This window comes from Paraburkholderia ferrariae NBRC 106233 (assembly GCF_000685035.1).
Lineage (GTDB): Bacteria > Pseudomonadota > Gammaproteobacteria > Burkholderiales > Burkholderiaceae > Paraburkholderia > Paraburkholderia ferrariae.
In genome coordinates, this window is sequence record NZ_BAYB01000018.1 from 223,913 (window position 1) to 246,130 (window position 22,218).

Below are 22,218 nucleotides of genomic sequence, written 5' to 3' on the forward strand. Positions count from 1 at the left end.
TCCGCCGGCATTGTCAGCACGCAGCGCGAATTCCACGGCCCGGGGGGGCCGCGCGCAGCGTCGGGCGCCGGTCGCGACGCTACTTTCCGGACCGCCCGCTTCGCCTACAAGATCTAACAAATGACAAAAAAACGTCGAGAGTACCCGTATTCCCGCACCGGCCTGGCGCTTGCCGGGCTCGCTTTTCTCGCCGCCTGCGCGTCTCCGCCGGGCGCCGCGCCGAAGAGCGCCGGCTCCGGCTGGGTGAAGGACGAAGTTTCCGATTCCTATGTCTTCGGCTTTCCGCTCGTTCTGATGGACGTTTCGCGCGAAGCCGCCACCGGCAGCGCGCCCGGCCAGTCGCAGCCCAATACGCTGCGCAATGCGCAGTCGCTGCCGCCCGTGGGCGCGTCCAGTCCGTCCGAACCGAACCTCGACACGCTCGGCTCGTCGGGCTGGCTCGACCTCTCCAGCGAGCCGGTGCTCGTGAGCCTGCCCGACTCGCACGGCCGCTATCTGGATGCGCGCGCGCTCGACATGTGGACGAACGTGGTCTGGTCCACGAGCGCGCAGTCCGGCGCGGACACGGTCGCCAGGCCCGGTACGAAGGCCGCTGCACACGCGGGCGGCGTCAAGGCGCAAACGATTGCGTTCGTGCCCGCCGGTTGGAAGGGCACCCTGCCTGCGCACGTGCAGCGCGTGGACGTGTCCACGCGCTATGTCTGGTTCCTCGCGCGCATCGAAACGCGCGGCGGCGATCTCGCGGCCGTGCGCAAGCTCCAGCGCGGGATTCGCGTTGCGACGCTCTCGACCTGGGCCGACCAGGGCGGTCACGGCAGCGACGCGTCCTCGGCAGGGGCGAGCCAGAGCGGCGATCCGGTCGCACCCGGCACGCCGGCCCAGCAGGTGGCCGCGCTCGACGCGAACGGCTTCTTCGGCCGGCTCTCGCAGGCGCTGGAAGACAACCCGCCGGTCCCCGACGATCCCCACGCCCTGAAGATCCTCGCCGATATCGGCGTGCACCCGGGCGACGCCGTGGAGCTTCCGGCCAACGCGACGGACGGGATTGCGGCGGGCTACGCCGACGGCCGTGCGCGGGTGGCCGCGCCGCCCCCGAACCTGCTGGCCGGCAACGGCTGGCTCTGGGTGGGCGACGACGCGGGCAACTACGGCCCCGACTATGCGCTGCGCGCATACACGGCCTATACGCAGCCCGGCCTCGCAACGGCTTCGGACGAAGTGCGCGCCCGCGTGACCCAGGACAGCGACGGCCACGCGCTCAACGGCGCGAACCGTTACGTGATCCACTTTGCCGCGCAGCAACTGCCGCCGGTGCGCGGCTTCTGGTCGATCACGGCCTATACGCGCGATGGCGCGCTCGACGATGGCGGCCCCGTGCGCGTGGCGTTCGGCGACCGCACCGGCGCGCGGCGCAATCGCGACGGCTCGCTCGACGTGCACGTTTCGGCCGACCGTCCGCGCGGCGGCACGAACTGGGTGCCGGCGCCGCAGGGCGACTTCCGCCTCGTGCTGCGGCTCTACGCGCCGAAGCCGGCCGCCGTGGACGGCAGCTGGCAGCCGCCGGCGGTCGAGCGGCAGTAGTCGGACAGTAGTCGCGCAGTAGTCCGGACAAGTAGTCGGGCATGACCCGGGCGGCGTGCCCGCGCCTCCGTTCATCTTGCGTTCTCCACCGCCGCCGGCGCTCGCCCGGCGGCGTTTTACCGCCGTGCTCTCCGCCATCGGGCCTATACTTCCCGCTGTCGGGAACGACGACCGTCATCCCAGTCCCACTACCCGCGGCTGGCAGTCGCCGCGTCATTTGCTAGCGAGCATGGCAAGCCTCAACAAAGCGTCGCTGAATTCTTCCCTGCAATCGGTTCGCGCCGTGGCGCGCGCGCCCCGCACCCGGCACATCCTGGCCGGTGTGCTGATCTTCCTCGTCGTATTCGGGCTGCTCGGCTTCTTCGCCGCGCCGCCTCTTATCCGCTACTTCGCCGCCCAGCAACTGAGCAAGCAGCTCGAGCGTCCCGTCACGATCGGCCGCATCGGGCTCAACCCGTACACGCTGCGGCTCGAGGCCGACCGCGTGCATATCGGCGAGCGCGGCGGCAACGGCGACTTCTTCGACGTAGAGCGCCTCGTCGTGCAGCCTTCGTGGTCGTCGATCTTCCGCTTCGCTCCCATCGTCGATGAAGTGCGGCTCGATTCGCCGCGCATCACCATCGTGCGGCTCGATGCGCAGCGCTTCAACTTCTCCGACCTCATCGAAAAGTTCTCGAAGCCCTCGCAGCCCGGCAGCAAACCCACGCCGTTCTCGATCTCGAACATCCGCGTCGAGAACGGGCAGATCACGTTCGACGATCGCCTGCTCAACGAAAAGCACGTGATCGACCGCTGGACGCTCGGCATCCCGTTCATCGCCACGCTGCCTTCGAAGACCGACATCTTCGTCCAGCCGCTGCTGCGCGCGCGCATCGACGGCACGAGCACGATCGCCATCGACGGCAAGACCAAGCCGTTCGCGGCGTCGCGCGAATCCGAAGTGGCGCTCAAGCTCGACGCGCTCGACGTGCCGCGCCTGCTGACCTACGCGCCCACGAAGCTGCCGGTGCAGGTGAAGAGCGGCAAGCTTTCGACGGACCTCAAGCTCGACTTCGTGATGTCGGGCGACAAGCCCGAACTGCGCGTGTCGGGCACCGCCGACCTGAACGACATCGACACCGCCGATGCGGCCAATGCGCCGCTCTTCGGCGCGCGCAGCCTGCACGTGGCGGCGGCCTCGCTCGAACCGTTCAGCAATGCGTATCACTTCGACGAGATCCGGCTCGACGCACCCGAGGTCTGGGTGTCGCGCGACAAGAGCGGCGTGCTGAGCGTCGAAAAGCTGGCGGGCACGCAACAGCCGGCAACGGCGGGTCAGGGCGCCGCAAACGCCGCGAACGCCGCGAGTGGTGCGAGCGGTGCGGCGGTAGCGGCGGTAGCGGCGCCTCCCGCAGCCTCCGGCGGCGAAGCGCAGGCCGCGGCCGAGGCAAAGCCCGCGCCGCTCGACCTCTCGATTCGCCAGTTCGCGATCAACGGCGGCACCGTGCACGTGCACGACGAAACGCCGCCGCGCCCCGTGGACATGGTGCTCGGCGACATCGGCACCACGCTCGCGAACTTCTCGACGACGGCGAAATCGCCGGCCCAATACACCTTCGGCATGACCGCGAACAGCGGCGGCACGGTCAAGGCCTCGGGCTCGTTCGGCATGGTCGCGAAAACCGCCGACGCGAAAGTCCAGCTTCAGAACGTGGCGCTCGTGCCGCTGCAGCCGTATCTCGACAACCTGAGCGCCGCGCAGGTCGTGGACGGCAAGGTGGGCCTCGATGCGCAGCTCAGCGCCGACTGGGGCAAGTCGCCGGCCGCGGTGCGGGTGGGCGCGACCACGCTGAATCTCGACACGCTCAAGGTGGCGGCGCGCGGCGCGAAGGCGCCGGTCGTCACGCTCGCGCACGGCGTGGTCAAGGTGAACCAGGTCGATCTCGCGGCGCGCACGGCGCAGATCGCGTCGGTCGATCTCACGGGGCTCGCCGTGGACGCCGAGCGCCGCAAGGACGGCAGCATCGACCTCGTGCAGCTCGCGGGCAAGCACGAGGCCGCGCAGGAGCGCACGGCCATTCACGCGGCGCAGAAGTCGGTTCAGGAGGGGCCGGCCTGGCACTACAAGATCGACGCATTCAACGTGAACGGCGGAACGATCAACTTCACCGACAGCAGCACGCCGCACCCCGTGAAGCTCGCGATCGCGCCGCTCGACCTCAAGGTGCAGCAGATCAGCGACGACCTGGGCCACGCGCTGCCGATCGACCTGAAGGCGACGCTCAACCGCAAGGGCACGCTCGCGCTGAACGGCGACGTGAACCCCACGCCGCTGAAAGCAAGGCTTACGATCGACGCGAACCGGCTGGACGCCGCCGCTTTCGAGCCGTACTTCGGCAGCCAGCTAAACGCGGTGATCGCGAGCGCGCTGCTCAACATGAAGGGCCAGCTCGCGCTCGAGCAGGGCAAGGCGCTGAAGGCGAGCTATCGCGGCGATGCGGCCGTGGTGGACGTGCGCATGCTCGACAAGGCCACGTCCGACCCGTTCGCGGGCTGGCGCTCGCTGGCCCTCACGAACCTGCACGCGAGCTACGACGAGGCGCACGGCACCGACGTCGATGCGAGCCGCGTGACCTTCGCCGGCTTCTACGGGCGCGTGCTGCTCGACGCGCAGGGCAAGCTGAACCTCAAGGACGTGGTGGCGCACCAGACGGGCGAAGCCCAGTCGCTCACGCGCGACACTGGCGCCGAGGCGCGCGGCGGCCGCGAGCCGGTGCCGCTTTCTCCGCAGTCCGCGAGCGAGGCGATGGCAAGTTCGGCAACTGAGGCGGCAACTGCGGCGTCAAGTTCGGCAACTTCGGCGTCAACTTCGGCCACGCCAACCGCCTCGGCGGCCGCACGCGCATCGGCGCCTGCCACGGTCACGGCGGCGCAGCCGCCGAAGAGCCCGGTGCGGCTGCACTTCGGCCAGCTCGTGCTGCAGGGCGGCCGCGTGAACTACACGGACAACTTCATCAAGCCGAACTACACGGCCGACCTCGTGCAGATCGAGGGCACGGTGGGTGCGTTCGGCACGCAATCGACCACGCCCGCGCCGGTGGACGTGTCGGCGAACCTGTCGGGCAATGGCCCGATCTCGATCAAGGGCACGGTGAATCCGCTCATCGAAAAACCCTCGCTCGACCTCACCGCTTCGGCGCACGGCATCGAGCTCACGAACCTCACGCCGTACTCCACGAAGTACGCGGGCTATCCGATCACGAAGGGCAAGCTCAACGTCGATCTGCACTACCAGCTCGCCAACGACCAGCTCAGCGCGAACAACCACATCTTCATCGACCAGCTCACCTTCGGCGATCACGTGGACAACGACACGGCGACGAAACTGCCGGTACGCCTCGCGATTTCGCTGCTCAAGAACCGGCGCGGCGAGATCGACGTGAACATTCCGGTGTCGGGCTCGCTCTCGAATCCCGAGTTCAGCCTGGGCGGCCTGATCTGGAAGGCGGTGCTCAACCTCATCGCGAAGGCCGTGACGGCGCCGTTCTCGCTGCTCGCGAATGCGTTCGGCGGGGGAGGCGAGGAACTGGGCTACGTGGAGTTCGCACCGGGCACGGCCACGCTCACCGACGCGGACGAAAAGAAGCTCGACACCATTGCGAAGGCGCTGGACGACAAGCCCTCGATCAAGATCGACCTGATCGGCCGCGTGGACCCGGCCGTGGACACGCCCGCGCTGCGCGAGCAGTACGTGGATCACCTCGTGCGCGCGCAGAAGGTGAAGGACACCGTGGGCAACGGCGAGAGCGTGGACACCTCGCAGGTGAAGGTGGACGACAAGGAGTACGACAAGTACCTCACCAGGGCCTACAAGTCGGCGGACTTCAAGAAGCCGCGCAACATGATCGGCCTTACGAAGACGCTGCCCGACGACGACATGAAGCAGGCGCTCGCGGAACACGCGCCGATCACCGACGCGACCCTGCGCGACCTCGCCCAGCAGCGGGCCCAGGCGGTGCAGCAGTACTTCCAGGGCAAGGTCGATCCGAGCCGCGTGTTCGTGGTGGCGCCGAAGCTCGACGCGAAGGGCATCGACGACAAGGGCGCGACCACGCGCGTCGATTTCGGGCTCAAGTAGCCCGGCGAAGCATCACGCGGCCAGCGCGGGCGGCAGGCGCCGCTGCACCCAGCGCGTGGCCTGGTCGTAGGCGTGGGCAAGCTGCAGCACGGAGAAGTCCGCGAGCGGCTTGCCGATCACCTGCATGCCCATCGGCAGGCCCTGCGCGTTGAAACCGGCCGGCACGCTGACCACGGGCAGGCCCGCGAGGCTCGCGCCGATCACCACTTCCATCCAGCGGTGATAGGTGTCCATGGTCTTGCCCGCGATGGATTTCGGCCAATGCTCGCGCGCATCGAACGGGAAAATCTGCGCGCTCGGCAGCACGAGAAAGTCGTAGTGCTCGAAGAGCGCGAGCAGCGCGTTGTACCACTGGCTGCGCAGCACCGACGCGTGCCACACGTCCTCGCCCGACAGGCGCAGGCCGCCTTCCACTTCCCATACGGCCTCGGGCTTGAGCAACGCGCGCTTCGCAGGGTCGCGGTAAAGCGCGCCCAGCGTGCCCGCGCAGGAGAAGTGGCGCAGCGTGATCCACGACTGCCAGAGGTTCTCCAGCGCAAAGTCGGGGCGCGTGGCCTCCACGCGGCAGCCCACTGCTTCGAAATCCTTGAGCGCCGTTTCGCACAGGGCGAGCACGCCGTCTTCCATCGGCAGATAGCCGTCATAGTTGCCCAGCCAGCCCATGCGCGTACCGCCGAAATCGCGGGCGAGCGGGCCGCGGAACACGGCGGGGTCCTGCGCGATCGAGAGCGGCGCGCGCGGGTCGTAGCCGGCCTGCACGGCGAGCAGCATGGCCATGTCGGCCACGCTGCGGCCCATCGGGCCCGCGTAGCCGAGCTGGTGATAGAAGAGCTCGGGCGCCGGTACCGAAGGCACGCGCCCTTGCGAGGGGCGAAAGCCGAACACGTTGTTCCATCCGGCCGGGTTGCGCAGCGACCCCATCATGTCGCTGCCGTCCGCCACGGGCAGCATGCGCAGCGCGAGCGCCACGGCCGTGCCGCCGCTGCTGCCGCCCGCGCTGCGCGCGGGATCGTAGGCATTGAGCGTCGTGCCGAACACCGTGTTGTACGTGTGCGAGCCGAGGCCGAACTCCGGCGTGTTGGTCTTGCCGATGAAGATCGCCCCTTGCGCGCGCACGCGTGCGGCCATGAGGCTGTCGGCTTTCGGGATTTCGTCGCGGAACAGCGGGGAGCCCTGGGTGGAGGCGAGGCCCGCCGTGGCCGCGAGGTCCTTCGGCGCCTGCGGTATGCCGTGCAGCCAGCCCCGGTACTCGCCGCGCGCGAGTTCCGCATCGCGTTCGCCGGCTTCGTGCAGCAGCGCGTCGCGCTCGCGCAGCGAGACGATGGCGTTGGCGGGGGTGTTCACGCGTTCGATGTGATCGAGGAAGGCACTCATTACCTCGCGGCACGACACCTTGCGAAGGCGGATCCACTGGGACAGTTCGAGTGCGTCGGCCATCACGATATCGTGGGGCGACAGCGGGGCGGGAGTCGGCGATGCCTGGTTCATACGCAGCTCTTGGGGAAGGGGACGGATGCAGGATGCGAACGCTCATTGTCGCGCACGCCCGCGCGCGGCGAAAGGAAACGAACGGTTGTCTCAGGCACATCCGGTTGCCACGGGTTTCCCATGGCCGCCGGCGGTCTGCCTGTCACTGCGCCTGTTACTGCGCCGTCTGCGCGGGCAAGGCCGCGCCGCCCAGCGCCTGGTAGAGCGCGGCCGTATCGGCGAGGCGGTTCGCTTCGGCAAGCGTGCGGTCGAGCGAGGTCTGGAGCGCCTGGCGCTGCGTGTCGATCAGGCTGAATTCGCTCACGCCGCCCGCCTCGTAGCGCGCGAGCGCGACCGTTGCGCTCGCCTCGGCCTCCCGGTGGGCGGCGTCGCGCGATTGCAGTTCGAGCGCATCGTTTTCGAGTGCGCGCAGCGTGTCGGCCACCTGCTGCAACGCCTGCAGCACGGTCTGGCGGTAGTCGGCGAAGGCGGCGTCCCAGGCGGCTTCGGAAGCCCGCTTCTTCGCGCGCAGTTCGCCGCCGTGGAAGACCGGCTGCGTGAGCCCGAGGCCGAAGTTCCAGATGTTGAGCCCGTTCACCACGTCTTCCACGCGCGTGCGCTCGGACCCGATGCTGGCCGAGAGCGTGATCTGCGGGTAGAGATTCGCGGTGGCCACGCCCACGTTCGCGCTTGCCTGGTGCAGCACCGCTTCGGCCGCGCGAATGTCGGGGCGCGCGCGCGCGAGTGTGGAGGGCACGGTGAGCGAGACGGTGTCGGGCAGATGCAGCGCGTCGAGCGTGAGGCTCTCCAGTTGCGCGTCGAACTGCGGGCTGGCGGGCGCCACCCCCAGCAATACCGCAAGCTGATGATCGGTTTGCGCAAGCTGCGTTTCGAGCGGCGGCAGTGTCGCGCGCGTCTGGGCGAGCAGCGTGCGCTGGCTGCGCACGTCGATATCGGCGACGCCGCCCGCCGCGAGGCGCGCTTCCATGATCGCGAGCTGGCGCGACTGCGCGTCGATCAACTGCTGCGTGATCTCGATCTGCCGGCGCAGCGACGCGCGCCGCACCGCGGACGAGACCACGTTGCCCACCACCGAGAGCCGCGCGGCGGCCAGTTCGTAGGCCTGATAGTCCACCTGGGCGAGCGTGGCTTCGAGTGCGCGGCGGTTCGCGCCGAACAGGTCGAAGACATAGGAGACGCTGATCGACGCGTCGTAGAGCGTAAAGGGCGCGGGATTGGGCACGGCGGTAATGCCGAACGAGGCGAGGTCGATCTTCTCGCGCGTGGCGGAGAGTTTGGCATCGACCTGCGGGAAGAGCGTCGCGCCGGCCTGCGCATTGTAGTTCTCGCGCGCTTCGATCAGCTTCGCGCGCGCGGAATCGAGCGTCGGGCTTGCTGCCAGCGCGGCATCGACCAGTTGATCGAGCGCCGGACTGCCGAACTGCTTCCACCACGCATCGGGTACGTTCGGCACGGTGGCGAAGGTCTGCGCGCCGCTCGTTGCGTTGGTGGGAACCGTTGCGGCGGGCGTTCCTTCGCGGGTCCATGACGCGGCATCGGGCGCCGCGGGCGCGTGGAAATCCGGGCCCATCGTGCAGCCTGCGAGTATCAGCGCGCATGCGGTGCTAACGAGAACATGGGGTTTCATCGCCGGGGCCCTCAGTCGAGCGTGCGCCGGTAGAAGCGCACGGCCACGCCCATCACGATCAGGGTGAACACGCCGAGCGGCCAGACGGAGGGCCACAGGTCGATCCAGCCGTTGCCTTTGAGCAGGACGCCGCGCACGAGCCGGTTGAAATAGGTGAGCGGCAGCAGGTTGCCGATGAACTGCGCCCAGCGCGGCATGCCGCCGAACGGGAACATGAAGCCCGAGAGCAGCAGGCTCGGCAGAAAGTAGAACACGGTGAGCTGCATGGCCTGAAGCTGGTTCTGCGCGAGCGAGGAGATCGTAATGCCCACCGTGAGATTCGCCGCAATGAAGAGGAGTGCAGACAGATACAGCGCGACGAGGCTGCCCGCGAACGGCACGTGGAACACGAAGCGTGCGGCAAGCACGATGATGGTGGCCTGGATGAGGCCGATGGCGATGTACGGCACGATCTTGCCGGTCATGACCTCGACGGGCAGCACGGGCGTGGCGAGCAGGTTCTCCATGGTGCCGCGCTCGCGCTCGCGGGTGATGGCGAGGCCCGTCATCATCACCATCGTCATCGTGAGAATCACGCCCATGAGGCCCGGCACGACGTTGTATTGCGTGATGCCTTCCGGGTTGTAGAGCCGGTGGACCTGCACGTCGAAGGCGGCGGCCCCGCCGTTCAGGTGCGCGAGCGGTCCGGTGAGATCCTTCGCGGCCACGGGGGCGACGAGGCCCGGCAGCGCCGCGATGGCGCTGGCGATGGCGGTGGGGTCGGTGGCGTCGGCTTCGAGCAGCAGCGAGGGCTTCTCGCCGCGCAGCAGGCGCCGCGAGAAGTCCACGGGAATGCTCAGCACGAACTGCACCGTGCCGCGGGCGAGGGCGTGACGCGCGGCGGCTTCGTCGGGCAGCGTTTCGACGACGTCGAAATAAGCGGAGTTTTTCATGCCGGCCACGAAGCTGCGCGAGAAAACGCTGTCTTCGCCGATCACGATTGCCGTGGGCAGATGCTTGGGATCCGTGTTGATTGCATAGCCGAACAGCGTGAGCTGGACGATGGGCAAGCCTACGATCATCGCGAACGTAATGCGGTCGCGCCGCAGTTGCAGAAACTCCTTGAGCACGACGCTCCACCAGCGCGCGAGCGAGAACCCGAAGCGCAGCTTCACGATGCGGCTCCGTAGTTGTCCTTTACGTTGCCCATCAAGTAGATGAAGACATCTTCGAGACTCGTGTCGATACGCGCTGCGCGCAGCGGCTTGCCCTCCACGGCATGCTGAATGGCGGCGGCCAGCGCCGCATGGTCGCGCCCGCTCGCGTGCAGCGCGGAGCCGAACACCACCGTCTGATCGACGCCGGGCGTCTTGCGCAGTTCGGTGGAGAGCGCGGAGAGCTGCTCGCCGTGTATGGCCCAGGTGTCGAGATGCTGCGAGGCGATCACTTCGGCGGCGGTGCCCTGGGCGAGCAGCTTGCCGTAGGCGATATAGGCGAGCTTGTGGCAGCGCTCCGCTTCGTCCATGTAGTGCGTGCTCACGAGCACCGAGATGCCGCGTGCCGCGAGTCGGTGCAGTTCCTCCCAGAAGTCGCGGCGCGCGGTGGGATCGACGCCCGCGGTGGGTTCGTCGAGCAGCAGCAGTTGCGGCTCGTGCAGCATGCACGCGGCCAGCGCGAGACGCTGCTTCCAGCCGCCCGAGAGCGCGCCGGTGAGCTGGCTCGCGCGGCTCGCAAGCCCGAGCGATTCGAGCGCGCGGTCCACGGCCTCGCGGCGGTTCGGCATCTGATAGATGCGCGCGACGAAGTCGAGATTCTCGCGGATCGTGAGGTCCTCCCAGTACGAGAACCGTTGCGTCATGTAGCCGACGCGGCGCTTGATCTGCGCGCTCTCGCGCACGATGTCGTAGCCGAGGCAGGTGCCCGAGCCCGAATCGGGCGTGAGGAGCCCGCACATCAGCCGGATCGACGTGGTCTTGCCGCTGCCGTTCGGCCCGAGAAAGCCGAAGATCTCGCCGCGCGCCACGCGCAGCGAGACGTCGTTCACCACGTGCTTGCTGCCGAAGTGCTTGTTGAGCTTGTGCACGTCGATGGCGTAGTCCGGCTGGGCGGACGGCGCGGCGCCGGATTCCTCGCGGGCGTCGTGCGCGCTCATGGGAGCCGTACCTCCACGGGCTGGCCCGGGTGCAGCTTGACGGCATCCTCGGGCGAAGCATGCGCCTCGATCATGAAGACCAGCTTCTGGCGGTTTTCGTCGCTATAGATCACGGGCGGGGTGTATTCGGCGGCGTTCGATACCCAGGTGATGGTGGCCGGAATGTCGGCGGCGCAGCCGTCGCAGTGCAGGCTGACGCGCCGGCCGGGCGCCAGCGAGCCGACCACGGTCTCCGGCACGAAGAAGCGCACCTTCACGTTCTGCGGCGGCAGCATCTGCACGACGGGGCTGCCGGCCTGCACCCATTCGCCTGCCCGGTAGAGCGTGTCGTAGACGAGGCCGGCCTGCGGCGCGCTCACGCGCTTCTGGTCGAGCTTCCATTGCGCCTGCGCGAGCGCCGCCTGCGCCGCCTGCACCTGTGCCGCCTGGGCCGCGAGCTGGGCCGTGCGGCCGGGCAGGTTGGCAACGGTGACCTGATTCTCCAGTTCGCGGACCTGCGCGGCGGTCGATGCGGCATCCGCGCGCGAATCGTCGAGCTGGGCGCGGGCAATGCCGCCCGCGCGGAACTGCGCCTCGTCGCGCGTGAGCTGGAGCGCGGCCTTGCGCGCGTTGGCGATGGCTTGCGCGAGCTGGGCCTGGGTCACGCGCACCTCGGGCGGGCGCTTGCCGGTCTGCAGGTCGGCAAGCTGCGCCTGGGCGGCCGCGAGTTGATGGCGCGCCTCGTCGAGCGCGGCGGTTTCGTCGACGGCTTCGAGCGCGAACACCGGAGCCGATGCGGCGATGTTCTGGCCGCGCCGGACGTCGAGCTGCGTCAGCGTGCCCGACTGCGAGGACGAGAGATAGACGTACTCGCCTTCGACATAGCCCTGCCAGACCGGCGCTTCGTGACGCGAGCAGGCGGAGGCGGCCAGGACGGCCGCGACGAGCGGACCGTAGATCGACAGACGGCTCATGGCCGGTTCCTCCCGCGTCTGGGGGCTGGCGTGGATGGCACGGATGGCGCAGGTGGCACCTGCAGGGCGGCGGAAACGAGCGCGGTGACATGCCGGTGCAGGGCTTCGCGTTCGATCTTCGGCAAGCCGCGCGCGGTTTGCCAGACCTTCGCGGTGGCGAGCGGCAGCATGACGAGCGCGATGATCGAGACGAACAGCAGCGGCGCTTCGAGCGCGGGATTCACGCTGCCTTCGCGCTGCGCTTCGCCGATGCGCTGCGCGAACTGCTGCAAGCGCCCAACGGGCACGCGTGCGAGCACGCGCTCGCGCAGCAGCCCCCCTTCGTTGACGATCTCGCGCAGCCAGAGCGCCGGCAGCCAGGGCTCGCGCGCCGTGACATCGAACAGCCGGCCAACCAGGTCCTGCACCAGCGCGTGCGCATCCTCGCCGCCGCGCCCGGGCACGCCGGCCCAGACGAATGCGATCGCCCGGGCGATGCGCTCTTCCACCACGGCGTCCAGCAGCTTTTCCCGGTTGGTGAAGTAGTAGTGAACCATTGCCGATGTCACGCCCGCCGCCGCTGCGATCTGCGCCATGGTGGTGGCGGCGATGCCCTGCTGGGCGAAAAGCTGGGTGGCGCAGGCCAGCAGCCGCTCGCGTACGGCGAGATCGTCCGAGGCGCGACGTCTGCCGCGCGGCCGGGGCAGATCGCGCGCGGGCGGCGTAGTGGCCTGGCTGGCGGTGGCGGCGCGTGGATTCATCGCTCTAGTCTAATTCACGCGTTAGTTAAATTCAAAGCCCGATGACGAGGACGCTGCCGCTTTCGCGATTTCTTTTCTTTTGGTATCGATCAAATCTCTCGATGCCGGAGGGATCTTCCGCCTCGATTCAGACATATCCTATACAAAACCGCTCTTTTGTCCGTCAGGCTGTAAGCCTTCGGCCCCCGGGCTTTCACGCTCACCATTCCGGAAAATGGATCAGACAAAGAAGCGGATTGTCGTCATCGACGCCCACCCCATCGTGTTCAATACGCTCGCCGCCGTCCTGCACGCGGAATACGAACTGAGCGGCGATAGCCGCGACGGCGAGGAAGGTTTGCGCATGGTGCAGTCGCTGCAACCGGACCTCGTGGTTCTCGACCTGGAACTGCCCAGGCTCGACGGCCTTTCCGTCATTCGGGGCATTCGCGCCAAACAGCCGCAAACCCGCGTGCTCGTGTTCTCCGCAAAACCCGAGCAGGCGATGGCGAATCACACGCGTCTCGTGGGCGCGAACGGCTATGTGAGCAAGATCCGCGGCATGGATGAGCTGCGCGGCGTGATGAAGGCCGTGCTGATGGGCTACGACTGCTTCCCGGCCGGCAGTATCGGCGGCGGGCGCGACGTGGCGCTCGACGGTCTTTCGCCGCGCGAGGTGGAAGTGCTCCGGTATCTCGCGCGCGGCATGAACAACCGGAACATTGCGGCGCACCTCGGGCTCTCGGACAAAACGGTCAGCACCTACAAGGCGCGCGTGCTCGAGAAACTGGGCGTTTCCTCGCTCGCGGCCCTGATCGAATTCGCCACGCTCAACAAGCTGCTCGACCAGGCTTAGGCGGTGAGCCCGCGCGGGTGACCGCCTCACCCGCAAAGGACTCGATGGCCTTCGCCAATCAAGGCGGCGTTGAAGGTGGGATCGTGCTGGCCCACCCGCACTTTCGCCGGATGTCTTCCCGCAATCTCCTCGCTGAAGTCGCTGTCTGCCCACGCCTGAAAGTACCCGGCGAACGCTTCCTGTGAAGAACTCGACGCCGAATACGCGGCTTTCCATTGGACCCCCGAAGCGGGTAGACGGCCGCCGGTGCTGCGGTCGATGATGGATCGTCGGTTTTCCAGATGATCGGCGGCGCCTTCGAACAAGGCGCGCTTTGCTGCATCGAACGGTATGCCGCCGTAAGGGTAGAGCCTGGGGGAGGGTTGCCTGCCAACCGCTATCCTATGCGGGCCGATTCTGGCCGATTGCCTGGCCGCGTGATCGAAATCGCGGCTCGATCGCGATATAAAGGGCGCCACACCCTTTGCAACATGTCAGGCAACGCAGCGCTTGACCTGGAGTGCACTCGAAGTCCTAACCTGAGATCCGTCATGTCGAAATCGCTCACGATCGGTCAGGTGGCGGCTGCCACCGGCGTTTCCGCCCATACGCTGCGCTACTACGAGCAGGCAGGCTTGCTGCGCGTGGTGGGACGCAATGGCGGCGGCCATCGACTCTATTCGGCTGCGGATCTGGACTGGCTGCAATTCGTCATGCGGTTGAAGGCGACGGGCATGCCGATCAGCGAAATCCGCGCGTTTGCCGAATTGCGCGCGCAGGGCGACGCGACCTACGGCGCGAGGCGCGAGATGCTCGCCCAGCACCGCGAGGCGGTCCGTGCGCGTATTGCCGAATTGCAGGCGAATCTGTCCGCCATCACGGACAAGATCGCGTGGTACGAAACGGCCGAACGCGACGCGATGCGACATGACGATTCTTCCCGAACAGATCGACACAGAGAGGACTCGCCATGGAAAGCGGAATCGATGCAGGCACAACCACCCGGAACCTCGACCGCTACGCGCAGGGCTGGCAAAAGCTGAAGGAAATCGACGGCGAAGCGGGCGAGCGCGTGATCGCCGCGCTCGCGCCCATTGCGCCGGACTTCGGGCACCTGCTGATCGAATTCGGTTTTGGCGACGTTTATAGCCGGCCTCAACTCGACTTGCGCGCACGAGAGATCGCCACGATTGCCGCGTTGGCCGCACTCGGAAATGCGCAGCCGCAGTTGAAGATTCATATCGAGGCCGCGCTCAACGTCGGCTGCTCGCGCGACGAGATCGTCGAGGTGTTCATGCAGATGGCGCTTTACGCGGGCTTTCCCGCTGCCCTCAATGCGTTGTTTGCGGCCAGGGAAGTTTTTGCTGCGAGAGAGTGAGGCCCGGTCCCGCCGGGCGGCTCGCGGACCGACGAAAGCACGGACAAGAAAGCGCAGCCGAAAAAAAAGCCCGACTTTCGTCGGGCTTCCAAGTGTGACTGCATCCGTTGCCGGATGCAGCACCTGCAAAGCGTTTAGGCGGCCAGCAGCGAGCGCAGCACGAACGGCAGGATACCGCCGTGCTTGTAGTAGTCCACTTCGATCGGCGTGTCGATACGAAGCAGAACCGGAACGCGCTGCGACTTGCCGTCCTTGCGATGGATCACGAGCGTCACTTCCTGTTGCGGCTTGAAGTCGTTGCCGAGACCTTCGACGTCGAACGTCTCTTCACCCGTAATGCCGAGCGACTGGACGCTGTCCGAGCCCTTGAACTGCAGCGGCAGCACGCCCATGCCCACGAGGTTCGAGCGGTGGATGCGCTCGAAGCTGCGCGCCACCACGGCCTTCACGCCGAGAAGCTGCGTGCCCTTCGCGGCCCAGTCGCGCGACGAGCCCGTGCCGTACTCTTCGCCCGCGAACACGACGGTCGGCGTGCCGGCGTCGATGTACTTCATCGCTGCGTCGTAGATCGAGAGCTGTTCGCCGCTCGGCTGGTGAATCGTCAGGCCGCCTTCCACGCGCGTGCCGTCGGCCTTCGCCGGGATCATCAGGTTCTTGATGCGCACGTTCGCGAAGGTGCCGCGCATCATCACGTCGTGGTTGCCGCGGCGCGAGCCGTAGCTGTTGAAGTCGGCCTTCTGCACGCCGTTCGCCTTCAGCCACTTGCCTGCCGGCGAGTCTTCCTTGATCGAGCCGGCCGGGCTGATGTGGTCGGTCGTCACCGAATCGCCGAAGATGCCGAGCGCGCGCGCGCCCGTCACCGGGGCGATCGACGAAGCCGGCGTCATCGAGAAGTCCTTGCCGAAGAACGGCGGCTCGGCGATGTAGGTGGACTTCGGCCAGTCATAGACCTGGCCTTCTTCGCCTTCGATCTTGCTCCACAGGTCGCCCTTCTTCGTGAGCTGGGCGTAGTTCTTCTGGTAAACGTCCGCGTCGAGGGCAAACTTGAGCAGCGCGTTGACTTCTTCGCTGGTCGGCCAGATGTCGCCCAGGTAGATGTCGCGGCCGCCCTTGCCCTTGCCCACCGGCTCGGTCATCAGGTCGCGCGTGATGTTGCCCGCGATCGCGTAGGCCACCACCAGCGGCGGCGAAGCGAGGAAGTTCGCGCGGATGTTCGGGTGGATACGCGCTTCGAAGTTGCGGTTGCCCGAGAGCACGGCTGCCGCCACGACGTCGTTCTTCGTGATCGACTCGTTCAGTTCCGGCGTGAGGTCGCCGGCGTTGCCGATACAGGTCGTGCAGCCGTAGGCCGCCAGTTCGAAGCCGAGCTTCGAGAGGTACGGCAGCAGGCCCGTTTTCGTCAGGTATTCCGTGACGATGCGCGACCCCGGGGCGAGCGAGGTCTTGATGTGCGGTGCGACCGTGAGGCCGGCTTCCACGGCCTTCTTCGCCAGCAGGCCGGCAGCCAGCAGCACGCTCGGGTTCGAGGTGTTCGTGCACGAGGTGATGGCCGCGATCAGCACGTCGCCGTTGTGCAGTTTGACCTTGTCGGTCACCGGGTATTCGGCCGTGAGGTCGGCGGCCTTCTTGTTGAAGCCGTTTTCCGCGACCGGCTTCGAGAACAGGTCGGTGAAGGTGGACTTCACGTTGCCGATTTCGATGCGGTCTTGCGGGCGCTTCGGACCGGCCAGCGAGGGCGCGACCGTTGCGAGGTCCAGCGTGAGCGTCTTGGTGTAGTCGATGTCGCCGGCCTTCGGAATGCCGAAGAGCTCCTGCGCCTTGAAGTAGTTCTCGAATGCCGAGATTTCCGCTTCGGTGCGGCCCGTGCCCTTGAAGTAGTCGATGGTCTTTTCGTCGACCGGGAAGAAGCCCATGGTCGCGCCGTATTCCGGCGCCATGTTGCCGATGGTCGCGCGGTCCGGCAGCGACAGCGAGGCCGTGCCTTCGCCGAAGAATTCGACGAACTTGCCGACCACCTTTTCCTTGCGCAGCAGTTCGGTGATCGTGAGCACGAGGTCGGTGGCCGTGCAGCCTTCGCGCAGCTTGCCCTTGAGCTCCACGCCCACCACGTCCGGCGTGAGGAAGTACACCGGCTGGCCGAGCATGCCCGCTTCCGCCTCGATGCCGCCCACGCCCCAGCCCACCACGCCGATGCCGTTGATCATCGTGGTGTGCGAGTCGGTGCCGACGAGCGTGTCGGGGTAGTACACCGTGTCGCCGCCTTCGGCCTTCTTGTGCACGCCGCGCGCGAGATATTCGAGGTTCACCTGGTGGACGATGCCGATGCCCGGCGGCACGACCTTGAACGTGTCGAACGCCTGCATGCCCCACTTCATGAACTGGTAGCGCTCGTTGTTGCGCTGGAATTCCAGCTTCATGTTCAGGTCGAGCGCGTCCTTCTGGCGGAAGTAGTCGATCTGCACCGAGTGGTCCACGACGAGATCCACCGGCACGAGCGGCTCGATGACCTTCGGATCCTTGCCGACTTCCTTCGCGACACCGCGCATGGCAGCGATGTCGGCGAGCAGCGGCACACCCGTGAAGTCCTGCAGCACGACGCGCGCAACGACGAACGGAATTTCGTCGACGCGTCCGGCGGTCGGCTTCCAGTTCGCGAGTTGCTCGATGTGCTCTTCCGCGATCTTCTTGCCGTCGTAGTTACGCAGCACGGACTCGAGCACGATACGGATCGAGACCGGCAGGCGATGGATCTTCACGCCGAGCTGCTTGCCGAGTTGCGGCAGCGAGTAGAACTTGCCTTTGCCGGAACCGCTGTCGAAATCCTTTAGCGTTTTGTGGAGATTGTGGGCCATGGTGTTTTCCTTCGTTTAATCGCGGAAATTACGCTTACTACACGTTTGCTGCGGTTACTGACTGATGCTCGCCTGTCCGCGGCCCGGCTGCCCGGTTCACGCTCAGGTTACATACAGATCGACGTATTCGTTGACGGGCAGGGCGTGAAGCCGCGCTGCGTCGAGCGAGACATCGAGAATCGCCTGCTGCTGCTTCGCGGGGAAGCGGCGCGCGAGGTTGGTGCGGAACTTCTCGACCAGCAGCGGGATGCCTTCGTCGCGCCGCCGCCGGTGGCCGATCGGGTATTCCACCACGACTTCGCCGAGCGTCGTGCCGTCGTTGAACTCGACGCGCAGCGCATTCGCGATCGAACGCTTGCCGGGATCGTGGTAATCCTTCGTGAACTGCGGGTCTTCGACGCAGACCGTCTTCGCGCGCAGCGCGTCGATGCGCGGATCGCGCGCCACGTCGTCCTCGTAGTCGGCGGCCGTGAGGCGCCCGAAGAGGAGCGGCACGGCCACCATGTACTGGATGCAGTGGTCGCGGTCCGCCGGGTTCGCGAGCGGCCCGGTCTTGTCGATGATGCGGAGCGCCGCTTCGTGCGTGCGGAGGGTGACCCGCCTGATGTCCTCCGCCGTCTTCCCCTGCTGCGCGAGCAGGCCGTGCAGCGTCATGGCCGCTTCGGCCGCGGTCTGCGCGTGGAATTCGGCGGGAAACGAAATCTTGAACAGCACGTTTTCCATCACGTACGTGCCGTAGGGGCGCTGGAAGCGAAACGGCTGTCCCTTGAACGAGACGTCGTAGAAGCCCCAGGTTTTCGCGCTGAGCGCCGAGGGGTAGCCCATCTCGCCCGTCTTCGCGATCAGCGCGAGGCGCACGGCGCGCGAGGTGGCGTCGCCGGCGGCCCACGACTTGCGCGAGCCGGTGTTGGGCGCGTGGCGATAGGTGCGCAGCGCCTGGCCGTCGACCATCGCGAGCGAGACCGCGTTGACGAGCTCGTCGCGCGTGAGTCCGAGCAACTGGCCGACCACGGCGGTCGAGGCGAGCTTCACGAGCAGCACGTGGTCGAGACCGACCTTGTTGAACGAGTTTTCCAGCGCAATGCAGCCCTGGATCTCGTGCGCCTTCACCATGCCGGCGAGCACGTCCTTCATGGTGAGCGGTGGCTTGCCGCCGGCGACGGCCGTGCGCGAGAGCCAGTCGGCGGTGGCGAGAATGCCGCCCAGGTTGTCCGACGGGTGGCCCCATTCGGCGGCGAGCCAGGTGTCGTTGAAGTCGAGCCAGCGGATCATCGCGCCGATGTTGAAGGCGGCCTGAACCGGGTCGAGCTGGTAGGGCGTGCCCGGCACCTTCGCGCCGTGCGGGACGATCGTGCCCGGCACGATCGGTCCCAGCAGCTTGGTGCACGCCGGGTAGGAAAGCGCCTCGAGTCCGCAGCCCAGCGTGTCGATCAGGCAATGACGCGCCGTTTCCAGCGCGAGCGCGCTGGAAACAGGCTCGTTCAGGACATAGTCGACGATATCGACGAGTACCTGATCCGGCTGTGGCCGGACATTGGAGATCGGAGCGGACATCGAGGCCTTCCGGAGGCTTCCTGTAGGTGCCGGCTGCGGCTTACTGGCCGTTGGCGCCGCTTGCGGCGGCGGGGGCGCGGTTCGCCGGGTTCAGCGCGTTCGCCTGGGTCGGCGCGAGGGCGCCTTGCTGCATTGCAACAGTCTTGCACTCGTCGGCGAGGCGCGAGCTGTCCTTATCCGAGAACAGCATCGCCTTCGTCGGGATCACGACGAGGTCGAGACCCGTGGCGGCGTCGTGGAAGCGGTCGGCGCCCGTCGTCGTGACCTGGCGCGGCAGGTTGTAGTTCTTGTTCGCCCAGTGAACCGTCACGATCTGGTCACGCGCCATGTCGCCCTTCAGGTCGAACGCGAGGCCTTCGGCGCAGCTCCAGTGCTCCGAGCCTTCCGGGATCGGATCGACCTTGGCTTCCTTGGCCGGATTGGGCTTGCGCTTGATGATGCGATGCTTCGGGGCCGGCTTCTTCGGCGTCGCGGTGGACTTCCTGGCGCTCGCCGTAGCCGACGATGTCTGGGCGGCAGCGTCGGTCGCGGCCAGCATCATCGACGTGGACAGTGCGCCAACGACGGCGGCGATCAGCAATTTCTTCATGGAGTCAGACCTTTATCTCTCAAATTCGGTTGATCAGTGCGCGGCCGCTGTGCGGCCGCCTGCGAGCACTGCGTGCGCCCCGAAAGCGCGCAGCGGACGCTATTTTCGCCTATTTATGGCCATGGACTTCAATTTCTCCCGCTTCGCGTGCTGCAAACTCGCCGCGCGCGAACAACGGCGCGGCTTCCGCGGGGATCGCGCGGCCCGAGGCCCGGGCCCGCCGCAGGACGGACCAGTAGTAGCGGTAGCTCGCGCGGTCGTGCAGCGTGTCGCCATGGCGCGTCGGTCCCCAGTGCGCGTTTTGCGCGGCGAGCAGGATTCCGGCGGCCAGCGCGATTTCCTCGTCGCGCGGCGCGAACGCGGCAACGATGACGGGAATCTGCGCCGGATGGATGCTCCACATGCGCGTGTAGCCGAATTCGTTGCGCGCGCGGGCCGCGTCGTTCGCGACCACGCCCATGTCGCGCACCTCGGTGCTGACATTGTGGGAGGGCACCTTGCCGAACGCGTGGCATGCCGCGGCGATTTCCAGCTTCGCGCGGCGCACGAGCGGATGATCGAACTGGCCCGGCGAGCGCATGGCCGTGTCGGGAATGGCGCCGTCGTGCGCGGAAACGAAGTCCATCAGGCCGAAGCTGAGCGATTCCACGCCGCGCAGCGCCGCGAGGTCGAACACGCGCGCGAGCGCGCCGTGCGTTTCCACCAGCAACTGGGCGGGAATCGGCTTGTCGATGCCCATTTCCACGCGCGTCGCCTCGATGAACGCGACCATTTCGGCGGCGTCGCCCACGGCGCGGATCTTGGGCAGCGTGATGAAGGCCGGCGCGCGCTTTGCGGCGCGCAGGATCAGGCGCACGTCGTCGCGCCAGTGCGGGTGATGGAAGTCGTGGATGCGCACGCCCACGCGGCCGTAGCGGTCGTGTTCGCTGCCGAGGAGCGAGGCCGCGAGCTCGGCGTGCGCCGCCTCCTGGCCCACCTGGGCGCCGTCCTCGCAATCGAGCGTGATGTCGAACACCGGCCCGAGCTGCTGCTGCAGCGCGAGCGACTTCAACATCAGCTTCTCGCTGCCGGCGTAGTGGTCGCACGCGGGCAGCAGAGGGGGCGGCGCTTCGCCGTCAAACAACACTTCGGCGGGGGTGAGGGCGCGCATTGTCGGCGTCAGGGGTCGAGTTGGAGAGGTGAACCTGATTCGGATGCGCCCTGCGCGGCCGGCACGGTGCGGCGGGCAAGGCGCGTCCGGATCAGGTGCGGTAGATAACGCGGTTTCGTGACAAACCCGGCCGCCGTACGCGCGCACCTGCCTGCTTTTTTTCGCGCGCGAGCCGCCCCGAGGCCGCCGGCGCGCGAAAGACCGGACTTACTTGAGCAGGTGAGCGACGCCCTCGCGCTCTTCGAGCAGTTCGTTCAGCGTGCCGTCCATCTTCTCGCGCGAGAACGCGTCGATTTCGAGGCCTTCCACACGCTTGTACTCGCCGTTTTCGCAGGTCACCGGCACGCCGTAGATGATGTCTTCGGGGATGCCGTACGAGCCGTCCGACGGGATGCCCATCGTGACCCACTTGCCGTTGGTGCCGAGCACCCAGTCGCGCACGTGGTCGATGGCCGCGTTAGCCGCCGATGCCGCCGACGAGAGGCCGCGCGCTTCGATGATCGCCGCGCCGCGCTTGCCCACGGTCGGGATGAAGGTGTTGCGGTTCCATTCGTCGTCGCTGATCAGCGCGTTGAGCGACTGGCCGTCGACCGTGGCGAAACGGTAGTCGGGGTACATCGTCGGCGAGTGGTTGCCCCACACGGCGAGCTTCTCGATCGAAGCGACCGGCTTGCCCGACTTGGCCGCCAGTTGCGAGAGCGCGCGGTTGTGGTCCAGGCGCAGCATGGCCGTGAAGTTCTTCTTCGGCAGATCCGGCGCCGACTTCATGGCAATGTAGGCGTTCGTGTTGGCCGGGTTGCCGACCACGAGCACCTTCACGTCGCGGCTTGCGACGTCGTTCAGGGCCTTGCCCTGAACCGTGAAGATTTCGGCGTTGGCCGAGAGCAGGTCCTTGCGCTCCATGCCCTTCGAGCGCGGACGGGCGCCCACCAGCAGGGCGACGTCGGCGTCCTTGAACGCAACCTTCGGGTCGTCGGTGATGACCACGCCCGCGAGCAGCGGGAATGCGCAGTCGTCCAGTTCCATCACGACGCCCTTGACGGCGGCTTGCGCTTGCGGCAGGTCGAGCAGTTGCAGGATGACGGGCTGATCCTTGCCGAGCAGGTCGCCGTTCGCGATGCGGAACAGCAGGGAGTATGCGATCTGACCTGCGGCGCCGGTGACGGCAACGCGCTTTGCGGGCTTAGCCATTGAAAATCTCCAGGAAGATGCGTTAGACGCCAGGGTAAAACGCCATTCTATAT

General features: G+C 67.1%; 16 protein-coding genes and 1 pseudogene. 5 read left to right on the plus strand and 12 right to left on the minus strand.

The window, feature by feature from the left end; genetic code table 11:
- The first annotated feature begins 120 nt into the window (after positions 1-120).
- Together BFE01S_RS20310 and BFE01S_RS20315 are read left to right on the plus strand one after the other, a co-directional pair.
- Positions 121-1,581, plus strand: a complete 1,461-nt coding sequence (locus tag BFE01S_RS20310) for a DUF1254 domain-containing protein (RefSeq protein WP_028227079.1) — start codon at positions 121-123, stop codon at positions 1,579-1,581.
- Between the two features lie 229 nt (positions 1,582-1,810).
- A complete protein-coding gene (locus BFE01S_RS20315; RefSeq protein ID WP_028227080.1) occupies positions 1,811-5,698 on the plus strand; it encodes a DUF748 domain-containing protein in 3,888 nt (1,295 codons plus the stop codon).
- A gap of 12 nt (positions 5,699-5,710) precedes the next feature.
- On the opposite strand, the gene BFE01S_RS20320 is transcribed toward BFE01S_RS20315, so the two are convergent.
- The 6 genes from BFE01S_RS20320 to BFE01S_RS20345 all read right to left on the minus strand — a co-directional run bounded on the left by BFE01S_RS20320 (position 5,711) and on the right by BFE01S_RS20345 (position 12,637).
- Positions 5,711-7,186, minus strand: a complete 1,476-nt coding sequence (locus BFE01S_RS20320; RefSeq protein WP_042338028.1) for an amidase — start codon at positions 7,184-7,186, stop codon at positions 5,711-5,713.
- A gap of 154 nt (positions 7,187-7,340) precedes the next feature.
- The gene (locus BFE01S_RS20325; protein ID WP_028227082.1) at positions 7,341-8,813 is read right to left on the minus strand and encodes an efflux transporter outer membrane subunit; all 1,473 of its coding nucleotides are present in this window, start codon (positions 8,811-8,813) and stop codon (positions 7,341-7,343) included.
- 11 nt (positions 8,814-8,824) lie between these two features.
- Entirely contained in the window at positions 8,825-9,967 is a 1,143-nt protein-coding gene (locus tag BFE01S_RS20330; RefSeq protein WP_084170067.1) for an ABC transporter permease, read from the minus strand.
- Positions 9,964-10,944: an ABC transporter ATP-binding protein gene (locus BFE01S_RS20335; protein ID WP_042338031.1), complete on the minus strand. Its 981-nt coding sequence runs from the start codon at positions 10,942-10,944 to the stop codon at positions 9,964-9,966. The genes BFE01S_RS20330 and BFE01S_RS20335 overlap by 4 nt, the downstream gene beginning before the upstream one ends.
- A complete protein-coding gene (locus tag BFE01S_RS20340) occupies positions 10,941-11,897 on the minus strand; it encodes an HlyD family secretion protein (protein WP_028227084.1) in 957 nt (318 codons plus the stop codon). Before BFE01S_RS20340 ends, BFE01S_RS20335 begins: the two co-directional genes overlap by 4 nt.
- On the minus strand, positions 11,894-12,637 hold the full coding sequence (locus BFE01S_RS20345) for a TetR/AcrR family transcriptional regulator (protein WP_028227085.1): 744 nt from the start codon (positions 12,635-12,637) through the stop codon (positions 11,894-11,896). Before BFE01S_RS20345 ends, BFE01S_RS20340 begins: the two co-directional genes overlap by 4 nt.
- Before the next feature lie 214 nt (positions 12,638-12,851).
- Here BFE01S_RS20345 and BFE01S_RS20350 point away from each other — a divergent pair, with 214 nt between their 5' ends.
- Positions 12,852-13,472 carry a response regulator transcription factor gene (locus BFE01S_RS20350; RefSeq protein WP_028227086.1) on the plus strand — a complete coding sequence of 207 codons (621 nt, stop codon included), beginning with the start codon at positions 12,852-12,854 and terminating at the stop codon, positions 13,470-13,472.
- A 56-nt stretch (positions 13,473-13,528) separates the two neighbouring features.
- Here the strand turns inward: BFE01S_RS20350 and BFE01S_RS43240 are convergent.
- Positions 13,529-13,819: pseudogene (locus BFE01S_RS43240) on the minus strand (alpha/beta fold hydrolase); the annotation flags it as partial.
- Between the two features lie 183 nt (positions 13,820-14,002).
- Here BFE01S_RS43240 and BFE01S_RS39440 point away from each other — a divergent pair.
- Positions 14,003-14,494 carry a MerR family transcriptional regulator gene (locus BFE01S_RS39440; protein ID WP_042338033.1) on the plus strand — a complete coding sequence of 164 codons (492 nt, stop codon included), beginning with the start codon at positions 14,003-14,005 and terminating at the stop codon, positions 14,492-14,494.
- On the plus strand, positions 14,422-14,829 hold the full coding sequence (locus tag BFE01S_RS20360; RefSeq protein WP_028227087.1) for a carboxymuconolactone decarboxylase family protein: 408 nt from the start codon (positions 14,422-14,424) through the stop codon (positions 14,827-14,829). The genes BFE01S_RS39440 and BFE01S_RS20360 overlap by 73 nt, the downstream gene beginning before the upstream one ends.
- 134 nt (positions 14,830-14,963) lie before the next feature.
- On the opposite strand, the gene acnA is transcribed toward BFE01S_RS20360, so the two are convergent.
- The 5 genes from acnA to BFE01S_RS20385 all read right to left on the minus strand — a co-directional run bounded on the left by acnA (position 14,964) and on the right by BFE01S_RS20385 (position 22,165).
- Complete coding sequence (gene acnA, locus BFE01S_RS20365) at positions 14,964-17,681, minus strand: aconitate hydratase AcnA (RefSeq protein ID WP_028227088.1); 2,718 nt, start codon at positions 17,679-17,681, stop codon at positions 14,964-14,966.
- A gap of 102 nt (positions 17,682-17,783) precedes the next feature.
- Positions 17,784-19,235 (minus strand): bifunctional 2-methylcitrate dehydratase/aconitate hydratase, encoded by a 1,452-nt coding sequence (locus BFE01S_RS20370; RefSeq protein ID WP_028227089.1) that lies wholly within the window; start codon positions 19,233-19,235, stop codon positions 17,784-17,786.
- 40 nt (positions 19,236-19,275) lie between these two features.
- Positions 19,276-19,824, minus strand: a complete 549-nt coding sequence (locus tag BFE01S_RS20375) for a hypothetical protein (RefSeq protein WP_028227090.1) — start codon at positions 19,822-19,824, stop codon at positions 19,276-19,278.
- Positions 19,825-19,933: 109 nt separating this feature from the next.
- Positions 19,934-20,974, minus strand: coding sequence for an HpcH/HpaI aldolase/citrate lyase family protein (locus BFE01S_RS20380; protein ID WP_028227091.1), 1,041 nt, complete (start codon positions 20,972-20,974; stop codon positions 19,934-19,936).
- Between the two features lie 207 nt (positions 20,975-21,181).
- On the minus strand, positions 21,182-22,165 hold the full coding sequence (locus BFE01S_RS20385) for a malate dehydrogenase (protein ID WP_028227092.1): 984 nt from the start codon (positions 22,163-22,165) through the stop codon (positions 21,182-21,184).
- Positions 22,166-22,218 lie beyond the last annotated feature (53 nt).

Bases quoted from the DNA above. Each gene is read 5' to 3' on its own strand.
- BFE01S_RS20310 (WP_028227079.1), top strand. From the start codon at position 121: ATGACAAAAAAACGTCGAGAGTACCCGTATTCCCGCACCGGCCTGGCG.
- BFE01S_RS20315 (WP_028227080.1), top strand. From the start codon at position 1,811: ATGGCAAGCCTCAACAAAGCGTCGCTGAATTCTTCCCTGCAATCGGTT.
- BFE01S_RS20320 (WP_042338028.1), bottom strand. From the start codon at position 7,186: ATGAACCAGGCATCGCCGACTCCCGCCCCGCTGTCGCCCCACGATATC.
- BFE01S_RS20325 (WP_028227082.1), bottom strand. From the start codon at position 8,813: ATGAAACCCCATGTTCTCGTTAGCACCGCATGCGCGCTGATACTCGCA.
- BFE01S_RS20335 (WP_042338031.1), bottom strand. From the start codon at position 10,944: ATGAGCGCGCACGACGCCCGCGAGGAATCCGGCGCCGCGCCGTCCGCC.
- BFE01S_RS20340 (WP_028227084.1), bottom strand. From the start codon at position 11,897: ATGAGCCGTCTGTCGATCTACGGTCCGCTCGTCGCGGCCGTCCTGGCC.
- BFE01S_RS20345 (WP_028227085.1), bottom strand. From the start codon at position 12,637: ATGAATCCACGCGCCGCCACCGCCAGCCAGGCCACTACGCCGCCCGCG.
- BFE01S_RS20350 (WP_028227086.1), top strand. From the start codon at position 12,852: ATGGATCAGACAAAGAAGCGGATTGTCGTCATCGACGCCCACCCCATC.
- BFE01S_RS39440 (WP_042338033.1), top strand. From the start codon at position 14,003: ATGTCGAAATCGCTCACGATCGGTCAGGTGGCGGCTGCCACCGGCGTT.
- BFE01S_RS20360 (WP_028227087.1), top strand. From the start codon at position 14,422: ATGGAAAGCGGAATCGATGCAGGCACAACCACCCGGAACCTCGACCGC.
- acnA (WP_028227088.1), bottom strand. From the start codon at position 17,681: ATGGCCCACAATCTCCACAAAACGCTAAAGGATTTCGACAGCGGTTCC.
- BFE01S_RS20370 (WP_028227089.1), bottom strand. From the start codon at position 19,235: ATGTCCGCTCCGATCTCCAATGTCCGGCCACAGCCGGATCAGGTACTC.
- BFE01S_RS20375 (WP_028227090.1), bottom strand. From the start codon at position 19,824: ATGAAGAAATTGCTGATCGCCGCCGTCGTTGGCGCACTGTCCACGTCG.
- BFE01S_RS20380 (WP_028227091.1), bottom strand. From the start codon at position 20,974: ATGCGCGCCCTCACCCCCGCCGAAGTGTTGTTTGACGGCGAAGCGCCG.
- BFE01S_RS20385 (WP_028227092.1), bottom strand. From the start codon at position 22,165: ATGGCTAAGCCCGCAAAGCGCGTTGCCGTCACCGGCGCCGCAGGTCAG.